21 protein-coding genes are annotated in these 24,737 nt (G+C 50.3%); 18 read left to right on the top strand and 3 right to left on the bottom strand.

From position 1 onward, the window contains the following. Positions 1 to 5: 5 nt before the first annotated feature. Together MNO13_RS07015 and MNO13_RS24445 are read right to left on the bottom strand one after the other, a co-directional pair. Positions 6 to 1,292, bottom strand: a complete 1,287-nt coding sequence (locus MNO13_RS07015) for a citrate synthase (protein ID WP_064544847.1) — start codon at positions 1,290 to 1,292, stop codon at positions 6 to 8. Positions 1,293 to 1,497: 205 nt separating this feature from the next. Beyond that, the gene (locus tag MNO13_RS24445) at positions 1,498 to 1,656 is read right to left on the bottom strand and encodes a hypothetical protein (RefSeq protein ID WP_422387208.1); all 159 of its coding nucleotides are present in this window, start codon (positions 1,654 to 1,656) and stop codon (positions 1,498 to 1,500) included. A gap of 278 nt (positions 1,657 to 1,934) precedes the next feature. Between MNO13_RS24445 and sdhC the strand changes: the two genes are divergently transcribed. From sdhC to sucD, 8 genes are all read left to right on the top strand, one after another. Continuing rightward, positions 1,935 to 2,339, top strand: coding sequence for a succinate dehydrogenase cytochrome b556 subunit (gene sdhC, locus MNO13_RS07020; RefSeq protein WP_064544849.1), 405 nt, complete (start codon positions 1,935 to 1,937; stop codon positions 2,337 to 2,339). Further along, positions 2,333 to 2,680, top strand: a complete 348-nt coding sequence (gene sdhD / locus MNO13_RS07025) for a succinate dehydrogenase membrane anchor subunit (protein ID WP_064544851.1) — start codon at positions 2,333 to 2,335, stop codon at positions 2,678 to 2,680. Before sdhC ends, sdhD begins: the two co-directional genes overlap by 7 nt. Beyond that, the gene (sdhA, locus tag MNO13_RS07030) at positions 2,680 to 4,446 is read left to right on the top strand and encodes a succinate dehydrogenase flavoprotein subunit (RefSeq protein ID WP_121815192.1); all 1,767 of its coding nucleotides are present in this window, start codon (positions 2,680 to 2,682) and stop codon (positions 4,444 to 4,446) included. Before sdhD ends, sdhA begins: the two co-directional genes overlap by 1 nt. 15 nt (positions 4,447 to 4,461) lie before the next feature. Beyond that, complete coding sequence (locus tag MNO13_RS07035) at positions 4,462 to 5,178, top strand: succinate dehydrogenase iron-sulfur subunit (protein ID WP_121815193.1); 717 nt, start codon at positions 4,462 to 4,464, stop codon at positions 5,176 to 5,178. A 275-nt stretch (positions 5,179 to 5,453) separates the two neighbouring features. Then, positions 5,454 to 8,261: a 2-oxoglutarate dehydrogenase E1 component gene (sucA, locus tag MNO13_RS07040; protein WP_064544857.1), complete on the top strand. Its 2,808-nt coding sequence runs from the start codon at positions 5,454 to 5,456 to the stop codon at positions 8,259 to 8,261. 14 nt (positions 8,262 to 8,275) lie between these two features. Next, positions 8,276 to 9,502 carry a 2-oxoglutarate dehydrogenase complex dihydrolipoyllysine-residue succinyltransferase gene (gene odhB / locus MNO13_RS07045; protein WP_064544859.1) on the top strand — a complete coding sequence of 409 codons (1,227 nt, stop codon included), beginning with the start codon at positions 8,276 to 8,278 and terminating at the stop codon, positions 9,500 to 9,502. A gap of 133 nt (positions 9,503 to 9,635) precedes the next feature. After that, a complete protein-coding gene (sucC, locus tag MNO13_RS07050; RefSeq protein ID WP_064544861.1) occupies positions 9,636 to 10,802 on the top strand; it encodes an ADP-forming succinate--CoA ligase subunit beta in 1,167 nt (388 codons plus the stop codon). Beyond that, on the top strand, positions 10,802 to 11,674 hold the full coding sequence (gene sucD, locus MNO13_RS07055) for a succinate--CoA ligase subunit alpha (RefSeq protein WP_064544863.1): 873 nt from the start codon (positions 10,802 to 10,804) through the stop codon (positions 11,672 to 11,674). Before sucC ends, sucD begins: the two co-directional genes overlap by 1 nt. A gap of 678 nt (positions 11,675 to 12,352) precedes the next feature. On the opposite strand, the gene MNO13_RS07060 is transcribed toward sucD, so the two are convergent. Continuing rightward, on the bottom strand, positions 12,353 to 13,069 hold the full coding sequence (locus tag MNO13_RS07060; RefSeq protein WP_167558320.1) for a GntR family transcriptional regulator: 717 nt from the start codon (positions 13,067 to 13,069) through the stop codon (positions 12,353 to 12,355). Between the two features lie 184 nt (positions 13,070 to 13,253). On the opposite strand from MNO13_RS07060, the gene mngA reads away from it, so the two are divergent. From mngA to tolA, 10 genes are all read left to right on the top strand, one after another. After that, positions 13,254 to 15,173, top strand: coding sequence for a PTS 2-O-a-mannosyl-D-glycerate transporter subunit IIABC (gene mngA / locus MNO13_RS07065; RefSeq protein ID WP_241939682.1), 1,920 nt, complete (start codon positions 13,254 to 13,256; stop codon positions 15,171 to 15,173). A 25-nt stretch (positions 15,174 to 15,198) separates the two neighbouring features. After that, a complete protein-coding gene (gene mngB / locus MNO13_RS07070; protein WP_241939683.1) occupies positions 15,199 to 17,841 on the top strand; it encodes a mannosylglycerate hydrolase in 2,643 nt (880 codons plus the stop codon). A 719-nt stretch (positions 17,842 to 18,560) separates the two neighbouring features. After that, positions 18,561 to 20,129, top strand: coding sequence for a cytochrome ubiquinol oxidase subunit I (cydA, locus tag MNO13_RS07075; RefSeq protein WP_064544870.1), 1,569 nt, complete (start codon positions 18,561 to 18,563; stop codon positions 20,127 to 20,129). Positions 20,130 to 20,144: 15 nt separating this feature from the next. Continuing rightward, positions 20,145 to 21,284 carry a cytochrome d ubiquinol oxidase subunit II gene (cydB, locus tag MNO13_RS07080; protein WP_064544872.1) on the top strand — a complete coding sequence of 380 codons (1,140 nt, stop codon included), beginning with the start codon at positions 20,145 to 20,147 and terminating at the stop codon, positions 21,282 to 21,284. A 14-nt stretch (positions 21,285 to 21,298) separates the two neighbouring features. Beyond that, entirely contained in the window at positions 21,299 to 21,412 is a 114-nt protein-coding gene (cydX, locus tag MNO13_RS07085) for a cytochrome bd-I oxidase subunit CydX (protein WP_064544874.1), read from the top strand. Beyond that, on the top strand, positions 21,412 to 21,705 hold the full coding sequence (gene ybgE, locus MNO13_RS07090) for a cyd operon protein YbgE (protein WP_133521948.1): 294 nt from the start codon (positions 21,412 to 21,414) through the stop codon (positions 21,703 to 21,705). Before cydX ends, ybgE begins: the two co-directional genes overlap by 1 nt. A gap of 147 nt (positions 21,706 to 21,852) precedes the next feature. Then, complete coding sequence (ybgC, locus tag MNO13_RS07095) at positions 21,853 to 22,257, top strand: tol-pal system-associated acyl-CoA thioesterase (RefSeq protein ID WP_064544878.1); 405 nt, start codon at positions 21,853 to 21,855, stop codon at positions 22,255 to 22,257. After that, positions 22,254 to 22,940 carry a Tol-Pal system protein TolQ gene (tolQ, locus tag MNO13_RS07100; protein ID WP_072009447.1) on the top strand — a complete coding sequence of 229 codons (687 nt, stop codon included), beginning with the start codon at positions 22,254 to 22,256 and terminating at the stop codon, positions 22,938 to 22,940. The genes ybgC and tolQ overlap by 4 nt, the downstream gene beginning before the upstream one ends. A gap of 10 nt (positions 22,941 to 22,950) precedes the next feature. Next, positions 22,951 to 23,382 carry a colicin uptake protein TolR gene (gene tolR, locus MNO13_RS07105; RefSeq protein ID WP_064544880.1) on the top strand — a complete coding sequence of 144 codons (432 nt, stop codon included), beginning with the start codon at positions 22,951 to 22,953 and terminating at the stop codon, positions 23,380 to 23,382. A gap of 28 nt (positions 23,383 to 23,410) precedes the next feature. Continuing rightward, the gene (tolA, locus tag MNO13_RS07110) at positions 23,411 to 24,691 is read left to right on the top strand and encodes a cell envelope integrity protein TolA (protein ID WP_241939684.1); all 1,281 of its coding nucleotides are present in this window, start codon (positions 23,411 to 23,413) and stop codon (positions 24,689 to 24,691) included. Positions 24,692 to 24,737 lie beyond the last annotated feature (46 nt).

A 24,737-nucleotide genomic window follows, 5' to 3' on the forward strand; every position in this document is an offset into this window, starting at 1 on the left:
CGAACTTATTTTTTCAAATCAGATTCGAAATCACGCTGCGCGTAGCCAGTATACAACTGACGTGGGCGGGCAATTTTAATGCCGTCATCATGCATTTCGTTCCAGTGAGCAATCCAGCCAACGGTACGCGCCATCGCGAAGATAACGGTAAACATGGACGATGGAATACCCATTGCTTTCAAGATAATGCCTGAGTAGAAGTCCACGTTCGGGTAGAGTTTCTTCTCGATGAAGTACGGGTCGTTAAGCGCGATATGCTCAAGCTCCATCGCCACTTCCAGCAGGCTGTTATCTTTCAGATTCAGCTCTTTGAGAACTTCATGGCAGGTTTCACGCATTACAGTGGCACGCGGGTCGTAGTTTTTGTACACGCGGTGACCAAAGCCCATCAGGCGGAAAGAGTCATTTTTGTCTTTCGCGCGACGGATGAATTCTGGAATGTGCTCAACGCTGCTGATTTCTTCGAGCATTTTCAGTGCAGCTTCGTTAGCACCACCGTGTGCTGGCCCCCACAGGGATGCGATACCGGCAGCAATACAGGCGAACGGGTTAGCGCCAGAAGAGCCTGCGGTACGGACGGTAGAAGTAGAGGCGTTTTGCTCGTGGTCGGCGTGCAGGATCAGAATACGGTCCATTGCGCGCTCAAGAATCGGGTTAACTTCGTATTTCTCGCACGGCGTGGAGAACATCATGTTCAGGAAGTTACCGGAGTAGGACAGGTCGTTACGTGGATAAACGAACGGCTGGCCAATAGAATATTTGTAACACATTGCTGCCATCGTTGGCATTTTGGACAGCAGACGGAACGCGGCGATCTCACGGTGGCGTGGGTTATTCACGTCCATGGAGTCATGGTAAAACGCAGCCAGCGCGCCGGTTACACCACACATTACCGCCATCGGATGGGAGTCACGACGGAAACCGTGGAACAAACGGGTGATTTGTTCGTGGATCATGGTGTGACGGGTAACGGTAGTTTTGAATTCTTCGTATTGTTCCTGAGTCGGTTTTTCGCCGTTCAGCAGGATATAGCAGACTTCCAGATAATTGGAGTGGGTTGCCAACTGATCGATTGGGAAACCACGGTGCAACAAGATGCCTTCATCACCGTCGATAAAGGTGATTTTTGACTCACATGAAGCCGTAGAGGTGAAACCCGGGTCAAAAGTAAACACACCTTTAGAACCAAGACTACGAATATCAATTACATCCTGGCCGAGTGTGCCTTTTAGCACATTCAGTTCCAGAGCATCATCACCGTTGTAGGTGAGAGTTGCTTTCTTATCAGCCATTACGGTCTCCTTAGCGCCTCATTTTATCAGACTGCGGGATACCTGATTTGCGTTCAAACACATCGTGTTCGTTACCCGTTTTTTGTTCGCTCGTGGCTCTGTTTTGATTGTGTACTGCCAGGGTACAGAGCGATGGGCGCTTGCAGGTAACATATGCCACGCAGGCGAAAAATCAGCAAATCAAGGTGTTAGCAGTCCATATCATTCAAACCTGTATACCACTAATAACCGTCCTAATTGACTGGGTCAAGACTGACACACTGTTACATAACTTATTATCAGGTGAAAGGCTGACCCTATAACTTTTACGAATTATACGGCTTTTCTGGCTCCGTTTGTAACAATAATGTTTAACTTTTGTCAAATCAGATGATTAAAATTTAAAATAATGTTGTTATCGTGATCCTGCTCACTGTTCCGACTAAAACCCTTCAAACTATATGTAGGTTAATTGTAATGAATTTGTGAAGCGCCTATACTGCCGCCAGGTCTCCGGAATACCCTGCCACCGGGAGCCACCCAGCGTTGTAGCCAGTTTTTTGGCATCTGGATGTAGCTGTTTTTGCATGACGCACAGTTATAGAAAGTTCACGCTGTCTGACCCCGCCTGCAGACCCGGAGGAAGGAAACAATAAGAACAGCATGTGGGCGCTATTCATGATAAAAAATGCGAAAAAAGAAAGACCTGTAAACCTCGATCTCACTACAATGAGGTTCCCCGTCACTGCAATCGCTTCCATCCTCCATCGTGTATCCGGCGTGATCACCTTTGTGGCTGTAGGCATCCTACTGTGGTTGTTAGGCCAGTCACTCTCGTCTCCAGAAGGCTTCCTTGTTGCGTCAGCAATAATGGGCAGCTTCTTTGTTAAATTCATTATGTGGGGCATCCTCACAGCACTGGCTTATCACGTTGTTGTGGGTATTCGCCACATCATGATGGACACCGGTTTGCTGGAAGAAACCCTGATAGCGGGCAAACGATCCGCGATGATTTCCTTTGTTATTACTGTCGTGCTTTCACTTCTCGCAGGAGTCCTCGTATGGTAAGCAATGCCTCCGCATTGGGTCGCAATGGTGTGCATGACTATATTCTGGTTCGTGCATCCGCCATCGTAATCACCCTGTACATCATTTATATGATTGGGTTCTTCGCCACCGCTGGCGATTTAACCTACGAGGTCTGGAGTGGCTTCTTCGGCTCCGCCTTCACCAAAGTGTTCACCCTGCTGACATTGTTCTCGATTTTGATCCATGCCTGGATTGGCATGTGGCAGGTGTTGACCGACTACGTTAAACCAGTGGCGATTCGCCTTGGGCTGCAACTGCTGATTGTTGTTGCACTGTTGGTTTACGTCATTTATGGATTCGTTGTGGTGTGGGGTGTGTAATGAAGTTACCGGTCAGAGAGTTTGATGCAGTTGTTGTCGGTGCGGGTGGTGCAGGTATGCGCGCCGCATTGCAAATCTCCCAGTCAGGCCAAACTTGCGCCTTACTGTCCAAAGTTTTCCCAACCCGTTCCCATACCGTGTCTGCGCAGGGTGGTATTACCGTAGCACTCGGTAATACCCACGAAGACAACTGGGAATGGCATATGTATGACACGGTAAAAGGTTCCGATTACATCGGTGACCAGGACGCCATTGAATATATGTGCAAAACCGGCCCGGAAGCGATTCTGGAACTGGAGCACATGGGTCTGCCGTTCTCCCGTCTTGATGATGGCACTATTTACCAGCGTCCGTTTGGTGGCCAGTCGAAAAACTTCGGCGGCGAGCAAGCGGCACGTACAGCGGCTGCGGCTGACCGTACCGGTCACGCACTGTTGCACACGCTGTATCAACAAAACCTGAAAAACAAAACCACGATCTTCTCCGAATGGTATGCGCTTGATCTGGTGAAAAACGCCGATGGCGCTGTGGTCGGTACTACCGCGCTGTGTATCGAAACCGGCGAAGTGGTGTACTTCAAAGCGAAAGCGACCATTCTGGCAACCGGTGGTGCGGGCCGTATTTATCAGTCCACCACTAACGCGCACATTAATACCGGTGACGGTGTTGGCATGGCGCTGCGTGCAGGCGTGCCAGTACAAGATATGGAAATGTGGCAGTTCCACCCAACCGGCATTGCTGGCGCAGGTGTACTGGTCACAGAAGGTTGCCGTGGTGAAGGCGGTTATCTGCTGAACAAACACGGCGAGCGTTTCATGGAGCGTTATGCGCCAAACGCCAAAGACCTGGCGGGCCGTGACGTTGTTGCGCGTTCCATCATGATTGAAATCCGTGAAGGTCGCGGTTGCGATGGCCCATGGGGTCCACACGCTAAACTGAAACTCGACCACCTGGGTAAAGAAGTTCTGGAATCTCGTCTGCCGGGTATCCTTGAGCTTTCGCGTACCTTTGCACACGTTGACCCGGTTAAAGAACCGATTCCGGTTATCCCAACTTGCCACTACATGATGGGCGGCGTTCCAACCAAAGTGACTGGTCAGGCACTGACGGTGAACGAGCAGGGCGAAGACGTCGTCATTCCGGGCCTGTTTGCGGTAGGTGAAATTGCCTGCGTATCGGTTCACGGTGCTAACCGTCTGGGCGGTAACTCGCTGCTGGATCTGGTGGTGTTTGGTCGTGCAGCTGGTCTGCATCTGCTGGAGTGTATCGCTGAGCAAGGCGAACTGCGTGATGCCAGCGAAGACGAAATTAATGTCGCTCTGGAACGCCTGAACCGCTGGAACAACAACCGTGACGGTGAAGATCCCGTGCAAATCCGCAAAGCGCTTCAGGAATGTATGCAGCATAACTTCTCGGTATTCCGTGAAGGTGATGCGATGGCGAAAGGCCTTGAGCAACTGAAACTCATCCGCGAACGCCTGAAAAATGCCCGTCTGGATGACACTTCAAGCGAGTTCAACACCCAGCGTGTTGAGTGCCTGGAGCTGGATAACCTGATGGAAACCGCTTTTGCTACCGCTGTTTCCGCTAACTTCCGCACCGAAAGCCGTGGCGCACATAGCCGCTTCGACTATCCGGACCGTGACGATGCGAACTGGCTGTGCCACAGCTTGTATTTGCCTGAGTCGGAAAGCATGACGCGCCGTGAGGTCAACATGCAACCGAAACTGCGTCCGGCATTCCCGCCGAAAGTGCGTACTTATTAATAGCGGAGCAAAGTGATGAAACTCGAATTCTCTATTTATCGCTACAACCCGGATGTTGACGATGCTCCGCGTATGCAGGAGTACACCCTGGAAGGGGAAGAAGGGCGCGACATGATGTTGCTTGACGCGCTGATGCAGTTGAAAGAAAAAGATCCGTCGTTGTCGTTTCGTCGTTCATGCCGTGAAGGGGTTTGTGGCTCCGATGGTGTGAACATGAATGGCAAAAATGGTCTGGCCTGTATCACCCCAATCTCCGCATTAGGTAATGGAAAGCAAAAGATTGTGATCCGGCCACTACCTGGATTGCCAGTTGTGAGAGATCTGGTGGTGGACATGGGACAATTCTATGCTCAATATGAGAAGATTAAGCCTTACCTGTTGAATAATGGACAAAATCCACCTGCTCGTGAGCATTTACAGTCACCTGAGCAGCGTGAAAAACTGGACGGCCTGTACGAGTGTATTCTTTGCGCATGTTGCTCGACTTCCTGTCCGTCCTTCTGGTGGAACCCAGATAAGTTCATCGGGCCTGCAGGTTTACTGGCGGCATATCGTTTCCTGATCGATAGCCGTGATACTGAAACCGCCAGTCGTCTTGACGGTATCAGTGATGCTTTCAGCGTATTCCGCTGTCATGGCATCATGAACTGCGTCAGTGTTTGTCCTAAGGGGCTGAACCCGACGAAAGCCATCGGCCACATTAAGTCGATGTTGCTGCAAAGAAGCGCATGATAGTCCCCTCTCCTGGGGGAGAGGGTTAGGGTGAGGGCAATCGATGCTGAACACAGCCTTCACCCCGACCCTCTCCCTGAGGGAGAGGGAGTAATAAAAATGCAGGAAATCTTTAAAAACTGCCCTGTTGCGACAGTTTTTAAAGGTTCCTTCGCGAGCTGCCTGACAAGTTAATGGCTCGTTGTTGTGAACCCCGGTAATGCGTACAACTTCTGTATTCTGTACGTAATAGTTATTCACGGCGAAATAAGCATATAAATGCTTAAGGGATCACGATGCAGAACGGCGAAATGAAAGCCTGGCTGGATTCCTCTTACCTGGCAGGTGCAAACCAGTCCTGGATAGAGCAGCTCTATGAAGACTTCTTAACCGATCCTGACTCTGTTGATGCGCACTGGCGCTCAATGTTCCAGCAATTACCTGGAACCGGGGCCAGACCGGATCAATTCCATTCCAAAACACGTGATTATTTCCGTCGTCTGGCGAAGGATGCCTCACGTTATTCCACCGCAATTACCGACCCTGACACTGACGTTAAGCAAGTCAAAGTGTTGCAGCTGATCAACGCCTGGCGTTTCCGCGGGCATCAAGCTGCAAATCTTGACCCGCTTGGCCTGTGGAAGCAGGATGCGGTTCCCGATCTGGACCCAGCCTTCCATAATCTGACTGATGCTGATCTTCAGGAAACCTTCAACGTGGGTTCTTTTGCCAGCGGCAAAGAAACCATGAAGCTGGCTGACCTGATTGATGCGCTCGAACAGACTTACGGCGGTTCAATCGGTGCGGAATATATGCACATCACCAGCACCGAAGAGAAACGCTGGATTCAGCAGCGTATTGAATCGGTTGTCGGTCACTCAACATTTACTGTTGAAGAGAAAAAACGCTTCCTGAGCGAACTGACCGCAGCAGAAGGCCTTGAGCGTTACCTGGGCGCGAAATTCCCAGGAGCTAAACGCTTCTCGCTGGAAGGCGGTGACGCACTGGTGCCAATGCTCAAAGAGATGATCCGCCATGCGGGTAAGAGCGGCACACGTGAAGTGGTTCTGGGCATGGCACACCGTGGCCGCCTGAACGTGCTCATCAACGTGCTGGGTAAAAAACCACAGGAACTGTTCGACGAGTTCGCGGGTAAACATAAAGAGCACCTCGGCACCGGTGATGTGAAGTACCACATGGGCTTCTCATCTGACGTTGAAACCGAAGGTGGCCTGGTTCACCTGGCGCTGGCGTTTAACCCATCGCACCTTGAAATCGTCAGCCCTGTGGTTATCGGTTCAGTGCGTGCGCGTCTGGATCGTCTGGAAAAACCAGGTATTAATCAGGTTCTGCCAATCACCATTCACGGTGACGCAGCGGTAGCCGGGCAGGGCGTAGTTCAGGAAACCCTGAACATGTCCAAAGCGCGTGGTTACGAAGTGGGCGGTACTGTTCGCATCGTTATCAACAACCAGATTGGTTTCACCACGTCCAACCCGCTGGATGCGCGTTCTACACCGTACTGTACTGATATCGGTAAGATGGTGATGGCACCGATTTTCCACGTGAATGCTGATGACCCTGAAGCGGTGGCGTTTGTCACCCGTCTGGCACTGGATTTCCGTAACACCTTTAAGCGCGACGTGTTTATCGACCTGGTTTGCTACCGTCGCCATGGTCATAACGAAGCTGATGAGCCAAGTGCCACTCAGCCAGTGATGTACCAGAAAATCAAGAAACACCCGACGCCACGTAAAATCTACGCAGACCGTCTGGAGCAGCAAAAGCTGGCCACGTTAGAAGATGCTACCGAAATGGTGAATCTCTATCGTGACGCGCTGGATGCTGGCGAATGTGTGGTGAAAGAATACCGCCCGATGAACATGCATTCCTTTACCTGGTCGCCATACCTCAACCACGAGTGGGATGAGAGCTATCCGAACAAGGTAGAAATGAAGCGTTTACAGGAGCTGGCTAAGCGTATTAGCAGCGCGCCTGAAACCGTGGAAATGCAGTCACGTGTGGCGAAAATCTACAGCGACCGCATGGAAATGGCTAACGGCGCCAAGAAATTCGATTGGGGCGCGGCTGAAAACCTGGCGTATGCAACCCTGGTTGATGAAGGTGTTTCTGTGCGTCTGTCTGGCGAAGACGTTGGCCGTGGAACCTTCTTCCACCGTCACGCTGTGATTCACAACCAGACTAACGGTTCGACTTACACCCCACTGCAACACGTTCACAACAGCCAGGGCCAGTTCAAAGTTTGGGACTCCGTCCTGTCTGAAGAAGCGGTACTGGCGTTTGAATACGGTTATGCCACGGCGGAACCACGTACGCTGACTATCTGGGAAGCTCAGTTTGGCGACTTCGCTAACGGTGCTCAGGTTGTTATCGACCAGTTCATTAGTTCTGGCGAGCAGAAATGGGGCCGTATGTGTGGCCTGGTGATGTTGCTGCCGCACGGTTACGAAGGCCAGGGCCCGGAACACTCATCCGCACGTCTTGAGCGTTATCTCCAACTGTGTGCAGAGCAAAACATGCAGGTTTGCGTGCCTTCTACTCCAGCGCAGGTTTACCACATGCTGCGTCGTCAGGCGCTGCGCGGGATGCGTCGTCCTCTGGTCGTCATGTCACCGAAATCTTTACTGCGCCACCCACTGGCCGTTTCCACTATGGATGAACTGGCTAACGGCAGCTTCCTGCCAGCGATTGGCGAAGTTGACGAGCTGGACCCGGCAGGCGTGAAACGCGTGGTAATGTGTTCTGGTAAGGTTTATTACGATTTGCTGGAACAGCGTCGTAAGAATGATCAAAAAGATGTCGCAATTGTGCGCATCGAACAGTTGTATCCATTCCCGCACCAGGCGGTGCAGGAAGCATTGAAACCATTTGCTCACGTACATGATTTTGTCTGGTGCCAGGAAGAGCCGCTTAACCAGGGCGCATGGTACTGCAGCCAGCATCACTTCCGTGAAGTCGTTCCATTTGGATCAGCCCTGCGTTATGCAGGTCGCCCAGCCTCCGCATCACCTGCGGTAGGGTACTTGTCCGTTCACCAGAAACAGCAGCAAGATCTGGTTAATGACGCGCTGAACGTCGATTAATTAAAGGATAAAAAATGAGTAGCGTAGATATTCTAGTTCCTGACCTGCCTGAGTCCGTTGCCGATGCGACAGTTGCAACCTGGCATAAAAAACCGGGTGACACCGTTACCCGTGACGAAGTGCTGGTAGAAATCGAAACTGACAAAGTGGTACTGGAAGTACCGGCGTCTGCAGATGGTGTTCTGGATGCTGTACTGGAAGATGAAGGGACAACCGTAACCTCTCGTCAAATCCTTGGCCGCCTGCGTGAAGGCAACAGCTCTGGTAAAGAGACTTCTGCGAAAGCTGAAACCAAAGAGTCTACTCCGGCACAGCGCCAGCAGGCTTCTTTGGAAGAGCAGAGCAATGACGCACTCAGCCCGGCGATTCGCCGCCTGATTGCCGAGCATTCCCTGGACGCTAATGCCATTAAAGGTAGCGGTGTCGGTGGTCGTATCACCCGTGAAGATGTTGATAAACATCTGACTCAGGCGAAATCAGCTCAACCTGCTCAAGCTAAAGCGGCGGCAGAAACTAAAGCACCGGTTGCTCCACTGGCTGGCCGCAGCGAAAAACGCGTGCCGATGACTCGCCTGCGTAAGCGTGTTGCTGAGCGTTTGCTGGAAGCGAAAAACTCCACCGCCATGCTCACCACGTTTAACGAAGTGAACATGAAGCCAATCATGGAACTGCGTAAGCAGTACGGTGAATCTTTCGAAAAACGCCACGGTGTACGTCTGGGCTTCATGTCCTTCTACATCAAAGCGGTGGTTGAAGCACTGAAACGCTACCCAGAAGTTAACGCTTCTATCGATGGCGAAGACGTGGTTTACCACAACTATTTCGACGTGAGCATCGCGGTTTCCACACCGCGTGGTCTGGTAACGCCAGTACTGCGTGATGTTGATACCCTGGGTATGGCTGACATCGAAAAACGTATTAAAGAACTGGCTGTTAAAGGCCGTGACGGCAAGCTGACCGTGGAAGATTTGACCGGCGGTAACTTCACCATCACCAACGGTGGTGTGTTTGGTTCACTGATGTCTACGCCGATCATCAACCCGCCGCAGAGCGCGATCCTCGGCATGCACGCTATTAAAGACCGACCAATGGCGGTCGACGGTAAAGTTGAGATCCTGCCAATGATGTATCTGGCACTGTCTTACGATCACCGTCTGATCGATGGCCGCGAGTCTGTGGGCTACCTGGTGGCAATTAAAGAGCTGCTGGAAGACCCAACTCGTCTGCTGCTGGACGTTTAGTACCCTACGCCCGGTAGTTAAAGCTACCGGGCCTACAATTATCACCTGCCTTGTAGGTCGGATAAGCGAAGCGTCATCCGATGAGAATTGCGACAACTGACCTACATGTTTTTATGAAGGATGGATAGAACTCATGAACTTACACGAGTATCAGGCGAAACAGTTGTTTGCTCGATATGGCCTACCGGCTCCAGTCGGTTACGCCTGTAACACACCGCGTGAAGCGGAAGAAGCGGCATCCAAAATTGGTGCAGGCCCGTGGGTAGTAAAATGTCAGGTTCATGCTGGTGGCCGCGGTAAAGCGGGTGGCGTGAAAGTGGTTAACAGCAAAGAAGACATCCGTACTTTTGCTGAACACTGGCTGGGCAAACGCCTGGTGACCTATCAAACAGATGCAGGCGGCCAGCCGGTTCACCAGATTCTGGTTGAAGCTGCAACTGACATTGATAAAGAACTGTATCTTGGCGCGGTGGTTGATCGTAGTTCCCGTCGCGTAGTGTTTATGGCGTCCACCGAAGGTGGCGTTGAAATTGAGAAAGTTGCGGAAGAAACCCCGCACCTGATCCACAAAGTTGCCCTGGATCCGCTGGCAGGCCCAATGCCTTACCAGGGCCGTGAACTGGCGTTCAAACTGGGTCTGGAAGGTAAGCAAGTTCAGCAGTTCACCAAAATCTTTATGGGTCTGGCGAACATCTTCCTTGAGCGCGACCTGGCGCTGATTGAAATCAACCCGCTGGTTATCACCAGGCAGGGTGACCTGATTTGTCTTGATGGCAAGCTGGGTGCCGATGGTAACGCACTGTTCCGCCAGCCAGAGCTGCGTGAAATGCGTGACCCAAGCCAGGAAGATGCACGTGAATCTCAGGCTGCACAGTGGGAACTGAACTACGTTGCGCTTGATGGTAACATCGGTTGCATGGTTAACGGTGCAGGCCTGGCAATGGGCACCATGGACATCGTTAAACTGCACGGCGGCGAACCAGCTAACTTCCTGGACGTTGGCGGCGGCGCAACGAAAGAGCGCGTAACCGAAGCATTCAAAATCATTCTGTCTGACGACAAAGTGAAAGCCGTTCTGGTTAACATCTTCGGCGGTATCGTGCGTTGCGACCTGATCGCAGACGGCATCATCGGCGCGGTTGCAGAAGTGGGTGTTAACGTTCCAGTGGTAGTACGTCTGGAAGGTAACAACGCGGAACTGGGTGCGAAGAAACTGGCAGATAGTGGCCTGAATATTATTGCAGCGAAAAGTCTGACGGATGCAGCACAGCAGGTTGTTGCTGCCGTGGAGGGGAAATAATGTCCATTTTGATCGATAAAAACACCAAGGTGATTTGCCAGGGTTTCACCGGCAGCCAGGGGACTTTCCACTCCGAGCAGGCGATTGCATACGGTACGCAAATGGTTGGCGGTGTAACGCCAGGTAAAGGCGGCACCGAGCATCTGGGTCTGCCAGTATTTAACACCGTACGCGAAGCAGTAGAAGCTACTGGTGCAACTGCAACGGTAATCTACGTTCCAGCTCCGTTCTGCAAAGACTCCATTCTGGAAGCTATCGATGCAGGCATTAAGCTGATTATCACCATCACAGAAGGCATCCCGACGCTGGATATGCTGACTGTGAAAGTGAAACTGGACGAAGCAGGCGTGCGCATGATTGGGCCAAACTGCCCAGGCGTTATCACCCCAGGCGAGTGCAAAATCGGTATCATGCCAGGTCACATCCATCTGCCAGGCAAAGTGGGCATCGTTTCCCGCTCTGGTACGCTGACTTATGAAGCGGTTAAACAGACTACTGATATCGGTCTGGGCCAGTCCACTTGTGTGGGCATCGGTGGTGACCCAATCCCTGGATCTAACTTCATCGATATCCTGAAGATGTTCGAGGAAGATCCGAAAACTGAAGCTATCGTGATGATCGGTGAGATCGGTGGTAGTGCCGAAGAAGAAGCTGCTGCTTACATCAAAGAGCATGTCACCAAGCCAGTTGTTGGTTACATCGCAGGTGTGACTGCGCCGAAAGGCAAGCGTATGGGTCACGCGGGGGCAATCATTGCAGGTGGTAAAGGTACCGCGGATGAGAAATTCGCAGCACTGGAAGCCGCTGGCGTGAAAACCGTTCGCAGCCTGGCTGACATCGGCGACGCACTGAAAGCTATTTTGCCTCAGTAAGTAAAAGAAATAAGAGTAAATCCCCTAAGCAGTTGAAGCTGTAGTTTCAAATGGGAAGGGGATAATGTTCGACATGGTTGGCCGCTCTATTGAGTGGCCTTTTTTATGATTGGCATATTTCGTTCGTATGAACGAGTCATTAAAACTCGGTCATGATCTCAATTCCAGCGCGGCTGTTGCCGTCATGTCACCCATCCGTGCCGCGGGTTTACCGGTCATATACAAATCCTTTTGTTTACATGAACTGAAAATTGATTGGCTTCAGGCGCTTGCCTGCGGACGACATCAACGCCGTAGCGGGCAAAGAATAAACACCGTGAACAGGGGGAGAAGAATAATCTGTCTGGTTTTTTATTATGTGAAAGACATCAACTTTTTAGGTTGAAAATCAGAGGGCGTGTAAATATATATTCTATATATCAATTAATTAATTGATTTCATGGATAGGTGTGATGAAGGGATTCGTGTTGTGAATTAAACGCAATATCATCATTGTTATTTTCAGCATTGCCACTCTTTGAGTGATGAAGTCATTCAGACCCAAATCGATTCCACAGTTTGCATACGAATGCGCTCTTGCTCACTGATTGCTGTTTATAGCACCATTTGATGTAGTGAATTCAATGATGCTATGAGGGAAATAATATGAGGGAAATAAGTGGAAGGGCTTTAACAAATTTAATGCTTACGCCGCGCCACTAACGTAAATTTGTAATCGTCACTTTTGAATACGTTACGGCTGAACTCAAACACCCGTCCGTCCCTTAAATAGCCACGCGACACCTTTTCCAGAACCGGTTTGCTGGCATCAACTCCCAACGCTTTAACGACGTCTTCAGATGGCATCACCGGAATTATCTCTTGTTCGCTGCGGTCGATAACCATCTTCTTCACGTTCTCGATGAAGTGATATTTCGAATTCTCCATCACCTCCCAGGTGAGATCGGGGAACAGCGTGAGTGGCATCCAGGTTTCTTCCAGCGTAACGGGTTTCTGTTTAATGAAACGCACGCGTTTCACATGCCAGACTTTGTCGTCGACCGCCAGTTGCAGGTGGGCGGCCAGAATGTCATCCGCTTTAGCAACTTCAAAAATCTGCACTTCGCTGTGGGTTTCGACATTTCTGTCGGCCAGTTTTTCATAGAGGCTGGTCAACTGGTAAATGTCGTAATTGACCTTTTCCTCTTTAACGTATGAACCGCTGCCTTGAATGCTCTCGATGATTTGCTGTTCGGTGAGTTGTTTGAGCGCCTGACGGACAGTCACCCGGCTCACCGCAAACTGTGCCTGAAGCGCTGATTCTGTGGGCAGTGCGTCACCCGCTTTCAATTCACCGTTTTCCACCTGCAAGCGGATAGCATCGGCAATCTGACGGTACATCGGTTTTTTACCCACCACATAGTCCTCTTAGAACGTTAGAAATCTCACCAGATGATAGCCCCAATCATGGCAGCTGTTAATCGATAAGTATTAATACAAATTAAATACAAATTATCGATAAAGTTAAATTGATCACATAAAGGTATTATTTATATCGATACACTGCGCAACATCAAAACTCATTCCCGACGAGGAAATAATGAAGCTGACGGCGTTAACTCACCCGGATTTGATCACGCTGCAAACCACGTTTAACAGCCGTGATGATGCGATTCGTGCCATGGCAGGCCAACTGGCGGCATTGGGGAAATTACATAATCTGGAGCAATTCCTGGCCGAAGTATTTTCCCGAGAAGCGCAAGGTCCAACCGCTTTGGGCGAAGGGCTGGCAGTCCCTCACGGTAAAACGAATGCCGTAAAAGAAGCGGCTTTTGCTGCCGCGACGCTGACGTCACCGATTGACTGGGAAGGAATCGATGGGCCGGAATCGGTACAGATGATCTTCTTGCTGGCAATCCCTGAAGGGGAGGCTGGATCAACACATATGCAGCTTCTGACCGCGTTGACCACTGCATTGGTGGATGACGAGGTGCGCGAGAAAGCGATGCGTGCCACGACGGTGAATGAGTTTATGGCGTTGCTAAATAGTGAGCCAGAAATTGTGGCGCGGGATGAAGATACGACACGCCCGACCATTGTTTGTGTAACCGCTTGTCCGGCAGGGATTGCTCATACTTATATGGCGGCTGAATATCTGGAAAAAGCCGGGCGTAAGCTTGGCATCAATGTTTACGTCGAAAAGCAAGGGGCGAACGGCGTTGAAGGGCGCTTAACGGCCCGGCAGATTAATCAGGCACATGCCTGCGTGTTTGCGGCAGAAGTGGCAATTAAAGAAGCCGAACGCTTCAAAGGTATTCCTGCTATTCGTACCCCTGTTGCCGAACCGATTAAACACGCCGAGCGCATTTTGCAGCAGGCGCTGGCGCTGGAACCCATTTCTGATGAACGCCTGCAACAGCAAGATGAAACGCAATCTGCACCAGGTTTTAAAACTGAGTTAAAGCAGGCGCTACTCAGCGGCATTTCTTTTGCCGTTCCGCTGATTGTTGCGGGAGGCACCGTGTTAGCGGTCGCTGTTTTGCTGGCGCAGATTTTTGGTTTGCAGCATTTGTTCGAACTCGAAAACTCGTGGTTGTGGATGTACCGCAAACTTGGCGGTGGAATGCTGGGCACGCTGATGGTGCCGGTTCTGGCGGCTTATACCGCTTACTCTTTGGCTGATAAACCCGCGCTCGGGCCTGGTTTTGCAGCGGGCCTTGCGGCCAACATGATTGGTTCTGGTTTTCTCGGTGGGGTAGTGGGTGGCTTAATCGCAGGCTACCTGATGCGCTGGGTGAAAAAACACATTCGCCTCAGCCCTAACTTCAACGGCTTTTTAACCTTCTATCTCTATCCGGTGATTGGCACGCTGGTCGCGGGCAGCCTGATGCTGTTTGTCATTGGCGAACCTGTTGCGTGGCTCAACACTTCGCTCACCCACTGGTTGAACGGATTATCCGGCAGCAATGCCTTATTGCTGGGCGCAATTATCGGCTTTATGTGTTCGTTTGACCTCGGCGGCCCGGTGAATAAGGCTTCATACGCATTTTGTCTCGGCGCGATGGCGAACGGCGTGTTTGGCCCATACGCCATTTTCGCCTCGGTTAAAATGGTATCGGCCTTTACGGTCACCGCTTCTACGTTAATCGCTCCTCGTCTTTTCAAAGATTTTGAGATTGAAACCGGTAAATCAACCTGGCTGCTCGGGCTGGCAGGGATCACCGAAGGCGCGATCCCAATGGCAATTGAAGATCCGATCCGTGTGATTGGTTCATTCCTGGTGGGATCGGTAGTCACTGGTGCGATGGTTGGTGCGATGAATATTGGCTTATCGACGCCGGGTGCGGGCATCTTTTCTTTATTCCTGCTGCATTCCGGTGACTTCAGTGGCCTGACTGCCGCTGCGGGATGGTTCGGTGCGGCATTGGTTGGCACGGTCATTTCAACATCGGTATTGATTTTGTGGCGTAAGCACGCCGTTAAGCAGGGCAAATATTCCCCAGAAAGCGCTCTATCGTAATCACTCAGAAGTAAGGCAAACAAGAATGAAAGCTGTATCTCGTGTTCATATTACTCCCCATATGCATTGGGACCGTGAATGGTATTTCACCACTGAGGAATCCCGCATCCTGTTGATTAATAACATGGAGGAGATTCTGGCACGCCTTGAGTGTGACCCTGACTATAAATATTACGTGCTCGATGGACAAACGGCGGTACTGGAAGATTACTTCGCGATTAAGCCGGAAAATAAAGCACGTGTTAAAGCGATGGTAGAAGCGGGCAAGCTGATTATCGGCCCGTGGTATACGCAAACTGACACCACCATCGTTTCTGGCGAGTCGATTGTGCGCAACCTGATGTACGGCATGCGTGATTGCATGGCGTTTGGCGAGTCGATGAAGATTGGTTATTTGCCCGATTCGTTTGGCATGTCGGCACAACTGCCGCATATTTTTAACGGTTTTGGTATTAAACGCGCGATGTTCTGGCGAGGTTGTTCCGAGCGTCACGGAACAGACCGAACCGAATTCTTATGGAAAAGCAAAGACGGCAGTGAAGTGGTCACTCAGGTACTGCCGTTAGGTTATGCGATTGGTAAATATTTGCCAGAAGATGAAGTCGGCCTGCGTAAACGCCTCGACAGTTATTTTGAGGTGCTGGAAAACGCTTCCGCCACGCAGGAAATCTTGCTGCCAAACGGGCATGACCAAATGCCACTGCAACAAAATATCTTCGCGGTTATCGATAAACTGCGCGAGATTTACCCGCAACGTGAATTTGTCATGAGCCGCTATGAAGACGTATTCGAAAAAATTGAAGCGTTACGCGACAAACTTGCCACGCTGGAAGGGGAGTTCATTGATGGTAAGTACATGCGAGTGCACCGCACTATCAGCTCTACTCGCATGGATATCAAAATTGCTCATGCGCAGATTGAAAACAAAATCGTCAATATTCTTGAGCCGCTGGCGTCTATCGCTTGGTCACTAGGTTTTGAGTACCACCATGGCCTGCTGGAGAAAATGTGGAAAGAGATCCTCAAAAACCACGCTCACGACAGCATCGGTTGCTGCTGTAGTGATAAGGTGCATCAGGAAATCATGACCCGCTTTGTGCTGGCGGACGACATGGCTGAAAATTTGATTCGTTTTTATATGCGTAAAATTGTCGACAATATGCCGACAACAAGTGCCGATAAGCTGACATTTTTCAACATGATGCCTTATCCACGCGAAGAGGTGATTAACACCACGATTCGTATCCGTGCCCGTGAGTTTTCCCTGAAAGATGAACATGGCAATGAAGTGGAGTACTTCATTCGCGAAGCGCGGGAAATTGACCCAGGCCTGGTCGACAGGCAAATCGTCCATTACGGCAATTACGATCCCTTCATGGAATACGATATTCAGCTTAACCAGGTACTGCCAGCGATGGGGTATTGCACGTTGTATGTTGAAGGGCAAAAACCAGGACTGCAACGTGTACTGCCTGAAGTGGGTGAAGCGCTGCTGGAAAACAATTTCTATCGTATCAATCTCAATCAAAACGGCACGCTGCATATTACCGATAAGCAAAGCGGGCTGAGTTACGACCAGGTTTTGCAGCTGGAAGAGGGGTCAGATGATGGCGATGAGTACGATTACTCACCTGCCAAAGAGGAGTGGCTGATTTACTCGACAGAGAGTGCTCACCAGTGTGAGGTGAAGCATGAAGCCTGGCAAAGCATCGCAACGCTGAAATTGCGCATGGTGCTGCCTGATAATCTGCAACAACGGGCTCAACGGCAAACTAGCGGTTATCTGGATGTGGAATGCCACGTTACGCTGGCGCATCACAGCCGCCGCATTGATATCGAAATGTGCCTTGATAACCAGGCCTGCGATCATCGTGTGCGAGTCCTGATCCCAACGCCATTTGCCTCGTCAACGGTGCTGGCGGATAACCAGTTCGGCACTATCACGCGTCCGGTAGAGGATGTGGCAATGCAAAACTGGCAGGAGGAAGGCTGGAAAGAAGCGCCAATCCCGGTGTGGAATTTGTTGAATTACGCTGCATTGCATGACGGTAAGAATGGAGTGGCTCTGTTTACTGACGGGCTGCGTGAATTTGAAATCGTCGGTGAGAGAAAAGACACTTTCGCACTGACGTTATTCCGTTCGGTGGGAGTATTAGGTAAAGAAGAACTGGTATTACGCCCTGGAAGGCCATCAGGCATCAAACTGCCGACGCCAGATTCACAACTGCGCGGAAAATTATGTTGTCGCTTTAGCCTGATGGCATTTTGCGGTTCGCCAACGACTGCGGGCATTGCTCAGCACGCTCGTACCTGGCTGACACCGGTTCAGTGCTATAACAAAATTCCGTTTGATGCGATGAAGCTTAACCGGGTAGATTTTTCCACACCGGGCACATTTAGCCTGCTTACGATGCCTTCAGTCGGTTGTATGCTCAGTGCACTCAAAAAAGCCGAAGATCGTGATGAGTTGATTATGCGTATTTTTAACCCTGATGAGCAGCATTGTGGGGAAGGCATGGTGGCTTGCACACTGCCTGTCGTGGGGTGGATGGAAACAGGAATGGATGAAAATCCGCTGCAACAACAATCAGAAAGGGCAGGGCACTTTGCGCGGCTTCAACCTTGCCAGTCACGCACATTTAGCCTGGCACCAGACCGCTCAAGATAGTTTCATTGTCATCATCGGTGTTTTAAAGCCACGTTTTTACGTGGCTTTTTTGTTTTTTTTGACTTCATCACGACCTGCTAACCCTATCAAAAATAATGTTTTGTTAAATTAATAATTATTAAAGGTGAAATATTTGTTAATTTCAAGCCAGAAAAGAAACGAATTCAGAGAAATACCGTGAGGTGATTAACACAATACGTCACTACTTCGTGAAAGTTTAATTTCCAAACCTGACTTCAAATAAATAACTTTTGTTTATAGATATCATCCTTTCATTAACGACAGTGCGTTTTATAAAACACATCATTAACAATAGGTTTACCATTAAGCTCAATGAGAAACTAAATTAACAAAAGAAGGGAAAATTGCGCTAGATCAATATGTAAAACTAGCAAATGGTGTGGGAAAGGGCGTAAATTGTTGCAGATCAAGATGGCGGTAAGACGACATTTTCGCTATAAATTGATCACTGTCGAGAAACGTAAATAACACTAAGCAATTACCTGTTTATCGTAGGGAAATTGCAGGGTAATATATTTGCGGATTATTTTTGGTTTTTATTAACGTGTTTGTAACCTTTCATCTTTCTTCGTTACATGTAAATAAAATGACGAAGGGATGAAGTCTGGAAGCGAATGTTTTTGTATTAGGGCATGCGTTGTGGTTTTCCCTACGGCGAACCACGGTCGGAGTCTTCATGCGAAGAGCAAGGAGTCAAGATGTTTGATATTGTCGAACTGTCGCGCTTACAGTTTGCCTTGACCGCGATGTACCACTTTCTGTTTGTGCCACTAACGCTCGGTATGGCGTTCCTGTTGGCCATTATGGAAACCGTGTACGTTCTGTCAGGTAAGCAAATTTATAAAGATATGACCAAGTTCTGGGGCAAGTTGTTTGGTATCAACTTTGCTTTGGGTGTGGCCACTGGTTTAACCATGGAGTTCCAGTTCGGCACAAACTGGTCTTACTACTCACACTACGTGGGTGACATTTTTGGTGCCCCGCTGGCCATCGAAGGTCTGATGGCGTTCTTCCTTGAATCCACCTTTGTAGGTCTGTTCTTCTTTGGTTGGGATCGCCTGGGTAAAGTTCAACACATGGCGGTAACCTGGCTGGTGGCTCTTGGCTCCAACCTTTCTGCTCTGTGGATTCTGGTCGCCAACGGCTGGATGCAGAACCCAATTGCTTCCGACTTCAATTTCGAAACCATGCGTATGGAGATGGTGAGCTTCTCCGAACTGGTACTGAACCCGGTTGCTCAGGTTAAATTCGTTCACACCGTGGCTTCTGGCTACGTGTGCGGTGCGATGTTCATCCTCGGTGTCAGTTCTTACTACTTGCTCAAAGGCCGTGACGTCGCATTTGCGAAACGTTCATTTGCCATCGCTGCAAGCTTCGGTATGGCGGCAATCCTGTCTGTTATCGTGCTGGGTGATGAGTCTGGTTACGAAATGGGTGATGTGCAGAAAACCAAGCTGGCTGCCATTGAAGCCGAGTGGGAAACTCAACCAGCTCCGGCAGCCTTTACGCTGTTTGGTATCCCGGATCAGGATAAGCAAGAAAACCACTTCGCAATTCAAATTCCTTACGCGCTGGGCATCATTGCCACTCGTTCAGTGGATACACCGGTTATCGGTCTGAAAGACCTTATGGTGCAACACGAAGAGCGTATTCGTAATGGCATGAAGGCTTATAGCCTGCTGGAACAACTTCGAGCTGGTTCGAAAGACCAGGCCGTTCGCGATAACTTTGAGTCCGTCAAGAAAGACCTGGGTTATGGCTTGCTGCTGAAACGCTATACCCCGAATGTTGCTGATGCGACGGAAGATCAGATTCAGAAAGCAACCAAAGACTCGATTCCACGTGTTGCTCCGCTGTACTTTGCATTCCGTATCATGGTGGGTTGTGGCTTCCTGATGCTGTTCATCATTGCGGCTTCCTTCTGGACCGTAACGCGTAATGCCATCGGCTCGAAAACGTGGCTGCTGCGCGCTGCGCTGTATGGTATCCCACTGCCGTGGATTGCGATTGAATCTGGCTGGTTTGTTGCTGAATACGGTCGTCAGCCATGGGCTGTTGGTGAGGTATTGCCGACTGCGGTTGCCAACTCCTCTCTGACCGTGGGCGATCTGATCTTCTCCATGGTACTGATTTGCGGCCTTTACACGCTGTTTATGGTGGCGGAACTGTTCCTGATGTTCAAATTTGCTCGCCTTGGGCCGAGCAGTCTGAAAACAGGTCGCTATCACTTTGAGCAGTCCAATGTGGCTTCTCAGCCGGCACGCTAAGACAGGAGTCGTCAAATGATCGATTATGAAGTATTGCGTTTTATCTGGTGGCTGCTGGTTGGCATTCTGCTGATTGGTTTTGCAGTCACCGATGGCTTTGATATGGGCGTAGGTATGCTGTCCCGCATCATTGGCCGTAATGACGTTGAACGCCGCATCATGGTGAACTCCATCGCCCCTCACTGGGACGGTAACCAGGTATGGCTCATTACCGCAGGTGGTGCGCTATTTGCTGCCTGGCCGATGGTTTACGCGGCTGCGTTCTCCGGCTTCTATGTAGCGATGATTCTGGTGCTGGCTTCATTGTTCTTCCGTCCGGTAGGTTTTGACTACCGTTCGAAGATTGAAGACATGCGCTGGCGTGGTATGTGGGACTGGGGCATTTTCATCGGTAGCTTCGTGCCGCCGTTGGTTATCGGTGTGGCGTTCGGCAACTTGCTGCAAGGCGTGCCGTTCCACGTTGATGAATATCTGCGCCTGTACTACACCGGTAACTTCTTCCAGTTGCTGAATCCGTTTGGCCTGTTGGCAGGTGTCGTGAGCGTATCGATGATTCTTGCTCAGGGGGCAACTTACCTGCAAATGCGTACCGTAGGTGAACTACATCTGCGTACCAAAGCGGCGGCGCAAATCTCAGCGCTGGTGATGATGGTGTGCTTTGCACTGGCGGGTGTTTGGGTAATCTACGGTATCGATGGCTACGTTGTGACTTCAGAGTTGAACCACCACGCAGCATCGAATCCGTTGACTAAAGAAGTGGCACGTCAGGCGGGTGCCTGGATGGTGAACTTCAATAACATGCCGATTCTGTGGCTCATCCCTGCATTGGGTGTGGTATTGCCGCTGTTGACTGTGTTGATGTCCCGTCTGGAGAAAGGTGCGATGGCATTCCTGTTCTCCTCACTGACTCTGGCTTGTGTGATTCTGACTGCTGGTGTGGCGATGTTCCCGTTCGTGATGCCTTCGAGCACCATGCTGAACGCTAGCCTGACCATGTGGGATGCAACATCCAGCCAGCTGACGCTGAACGTGATGACCTTTGTTGCTGCGGTATTTGTGCCGATCGTTCTCATCTACACCATCTGGTGTTACTGGAAAATGTTCGGTCGAATCACCAAAGAGCATATCGAAAGCAACACCCACTCTCTGTACTAAGTAAGGAGCTGATTATGTGGTACTTTGCATGGATTCTGGGGACGCTGCTGGCTTGTGCTTTCGGCATCATTACCGCCCTGGCACTTGAGCACGTAGAAGCTGCTAAAGCGGGTAAAGAAGAACATTAATGGACGGAATTATCGCAAAGTTGTATGCGGTAATGGATAAGAGCCCTTTAAGGGCTCTTTCCTTGATCATGGCATTAGTTCTGGCCGGATGTATGTTTTGGGACCCGTCACGTTTCGCAGCGAAAACCAGTGGTCTGGAAATCTGGCATGGTTTTTTGCTGATGTGGGCGGTGTGCACCGGTGTGATACATGGCGTGGGCTTTCGCCCGCGCAAAGTGCTGTGGCAGGGCGTTTTTAGCCCGTTACCTGCGCAATTAGTTTTGCTGGCCGGATTGGCTATTTTCTTCTTCTGATGCTTCTTTAACCGCTAAGATTTTTCCTTAATATTTATGGGCATTAACAAGCCCATAAATATTTACCTAACGTTTAGTGCTACCCATTCCCAACCCCCATCCTCTTGCGTATAGTAGCAACGTTTAATTGCATTACCGGGATGTAAAGTGAGTACAACGTTGTTTCGATGGCCGGTTCGTGTCTACTACGAAGATACTGACGCCGGTGGTGTGGTATACCACGCCAGTTATGTTGCTTTTTATGAAAGAGCACGCACAGAGATGCTGCGCCAACACCACTTTAACCAGCAGGATTTGTTGGCAGCGAGCATCGCCTTCGTCGTACGCAAGATGACAGTGGATTATCTTGCGCCTGCCCGACTCGACGATTTACTCGAAATCCAAAGTGAAATTACATCAATGCGTGGCACATCTTTGGTGTTTACGCAGCGAATAGTCAATGCCGATGGCAGGGTACTCAATGAAGCTGAGGTCCTGATCGTTTGTGTTGATCTTCTCTCAATGAAGCCTCGTGCGCTTCCCAAGTCTATTGTCGCGGAGTTCAAGCAGTGACTGACATGAATATCCTTGATTTGTTCCTGAAGGCTAGCCTTCTGGTCAAATTTATCATGTTGATTTTGATTGGTTTTTCCATTGCATCATGGGCAATCATTATTCAGCGTACGCGAATCCTCAATGCTGCTACTCGTGAAGCAGAAGCGTTTGAAGATAAGTTCTGGTCGGGCATTGAATTGTCCCGTCTTTATCAAGAAAGCCAGGGCCGCCGTGACAATCTTGCTGGCTCTGAACAAATTTTCTATTCAGGCTTTAAAGAGTTTGCCCGACTGCACCGTGCTAACACACATGCGCCGGAAGCGGTCGTCGAAGGGGCATCTCGTGCCATGCGTATTTCCATGAGCCGTGAGCTGGAAACGCTTGAAACGCACATTCCATTCCTCGGAACGGTCGGTTCCATCAGCCCATACATCGGCCTGTTTGGTACGGTTTGGGGGATCATGCATGCCTTTATCGCACTCGGTGCGGTAAAACAAGCAACCCTACAGATGGTTGCGCCAGGTATCGCAGAAGCTCTGATTGCAACCGCAATCGGCCTGTTTGCTGCAATCCCTGCGGTTATGGCGTATAACCGCCTGAACCAACGTGTGAACAAACTGGAATTGAATTACGACAACTTCATGGAAGAGTTCACGGCTATCCTGCACCGTCAGGCTTTTACCAGCAGCGATAAGCAGTAAGGGGTAAGTCATGGCCAGACGTGGACGTGGGCGTGGTCGTCGGGAATTAAAGTCCGAAATTAACATCGTTCCTCTGCTAGACGTGCTGTTAGTGTTGTTGCTCATTTTTATGGCAACGGCTCCTATTATCACGCAAAGCGTTGAGGTTGATTTACCTGATGCGACAGATTCGCAAACGGTAAGCAGTAATGATGAACCGCCGGTCATTATTGAAGTGTCCGGGGTAGGGCAGTACAGCGTGGTGGTTGAGAAAGATCGTATGGACCAGTTGCCGTCTGAGCAGGTTGTTGCGGAAGCACAACGTCGTTTACAGGCAAATCCAAAAACGGTCTTTTTGATCGGTGGTGCTAAAGATGTTCCTTACGAGGAAATCATCAAGGCGCTTAACCTGCTGCATAGTGCAGGGGTGAAATCCGTCGGTCTGATGACGCAGCCAATCTGATCCATCTCGCGATATTTGGGAACCGATAGTGTCAAAGGCAACCATAGAAAACGATAAGCTCAAGCGCGCGATAATCGTCTCAGTGATCCTGCATATCATTTTGGTTGCAGTCCTGATTTGGAGTTCGTTTGACGAGAACATCGACGCCAGTAGTGCTGGTGGCGGTGGGGGTTCGGCTATTGACGCGGTCATGGTCGACCCAGGTGCAGTTGTTCAGCAGTACAATCGTGAACAGCAACAGCAGGCGAGTAGCAAACGTGCAGCAGAGCAACGCGAGAAACAAGCGCAACAACAGGCTGAAGAACTTCAGGAAAAACAGGCTGCTGAACAACAGCGTCTGAAAGCTCTGGAGAAAGAACGCCTGGAAGCGCAGGAACAAGCGAAGCAGCAAACAGAACAGCAGAAACAAGCGCAAGAAGCAGCCAAAGAAGCGCAAGAGCAACAGAAACAAGCAGAAGCCGCGGCAGCGAAAGCTAAAGCAGATGCCAAAGCTCAAGCTGATGCTCAGGCGAAGGTTGCGGAAGACGCAGCGAAGAAAGCGGCTGCGGATGCACAGAAGAAAGCGACTGAAGAGGCTGCTAAAAAAGCGGCTGATGCTGAGAAGAAAGCTGCTGCAGTAGCTGTGGCTGCGGCTAAAAAAGCGCAGCAAGAAGCTGAGAAGAAAACTGCGGAAGAAGCAGCGAAGAAAGCTCAGCAAGATGCAGAGAAGAAAGCTCAGCAAGATGCAGAGAAGAAAGCCGCTGCTGAGGCTGCCAAAAAAGAAGCTGCAGCAACTGCCGCTGCAGAAAAAGCGGCGTCGGATAAAGCCGCGGCTGAAAAGGCTGCTGCTGCAAAAGCCGCTTCTGATAAGAAAGCCGCTGCGGATGCTAAGAAAAAAGCAGCTTCTGATAAGGCCGCTGCCGATAAAGCAGCAGCTGCAGGCGTTGACGATCTGTTCGGCGACCTGAGCTCAGGTAAGAATGCACCGAAAACGGGTGCTGGGGCGCAAGGTAATAGCGCTGCGGCTGCCGGAAAAGGGAATAATAAAAAAAATGGCGCTACTGGTGCTGAGATCAATGGTTACGCAGGGCAGATAAAAGCAGCAATTGAAAGCAAGTTTTACCAGGATCCTGCCTTTAGCGGCAAGACTTGCACATTGCGCATAAAACTGGCTCCTGATGGCCTATTACTTGATATCAAATCAGAAGGTGGCGATCCGGCACTTTGTCAGGCTGCCATTGCGGCGGCACGACTGGCGAAGATTCCGAAACCGCCTAGCCAGGACGTTTATGAAGTTTTCAAAAACGCGCCTATCGACTTTAAGCCATAGTAAAATTTTCCTCGCGAAAGTGGGGAAAACTAACCAGGCTGTGTCA

The organism is Buttiauxella ferragutiae (assembly GCF_022637515.1).
Lineage (GTDB): Bacteria > Pseudomonadota > Gammaproteobacteria > Enterobacterales > Enterobacteriaceae > Buttiauxella > Buttiauxella ferragutiae.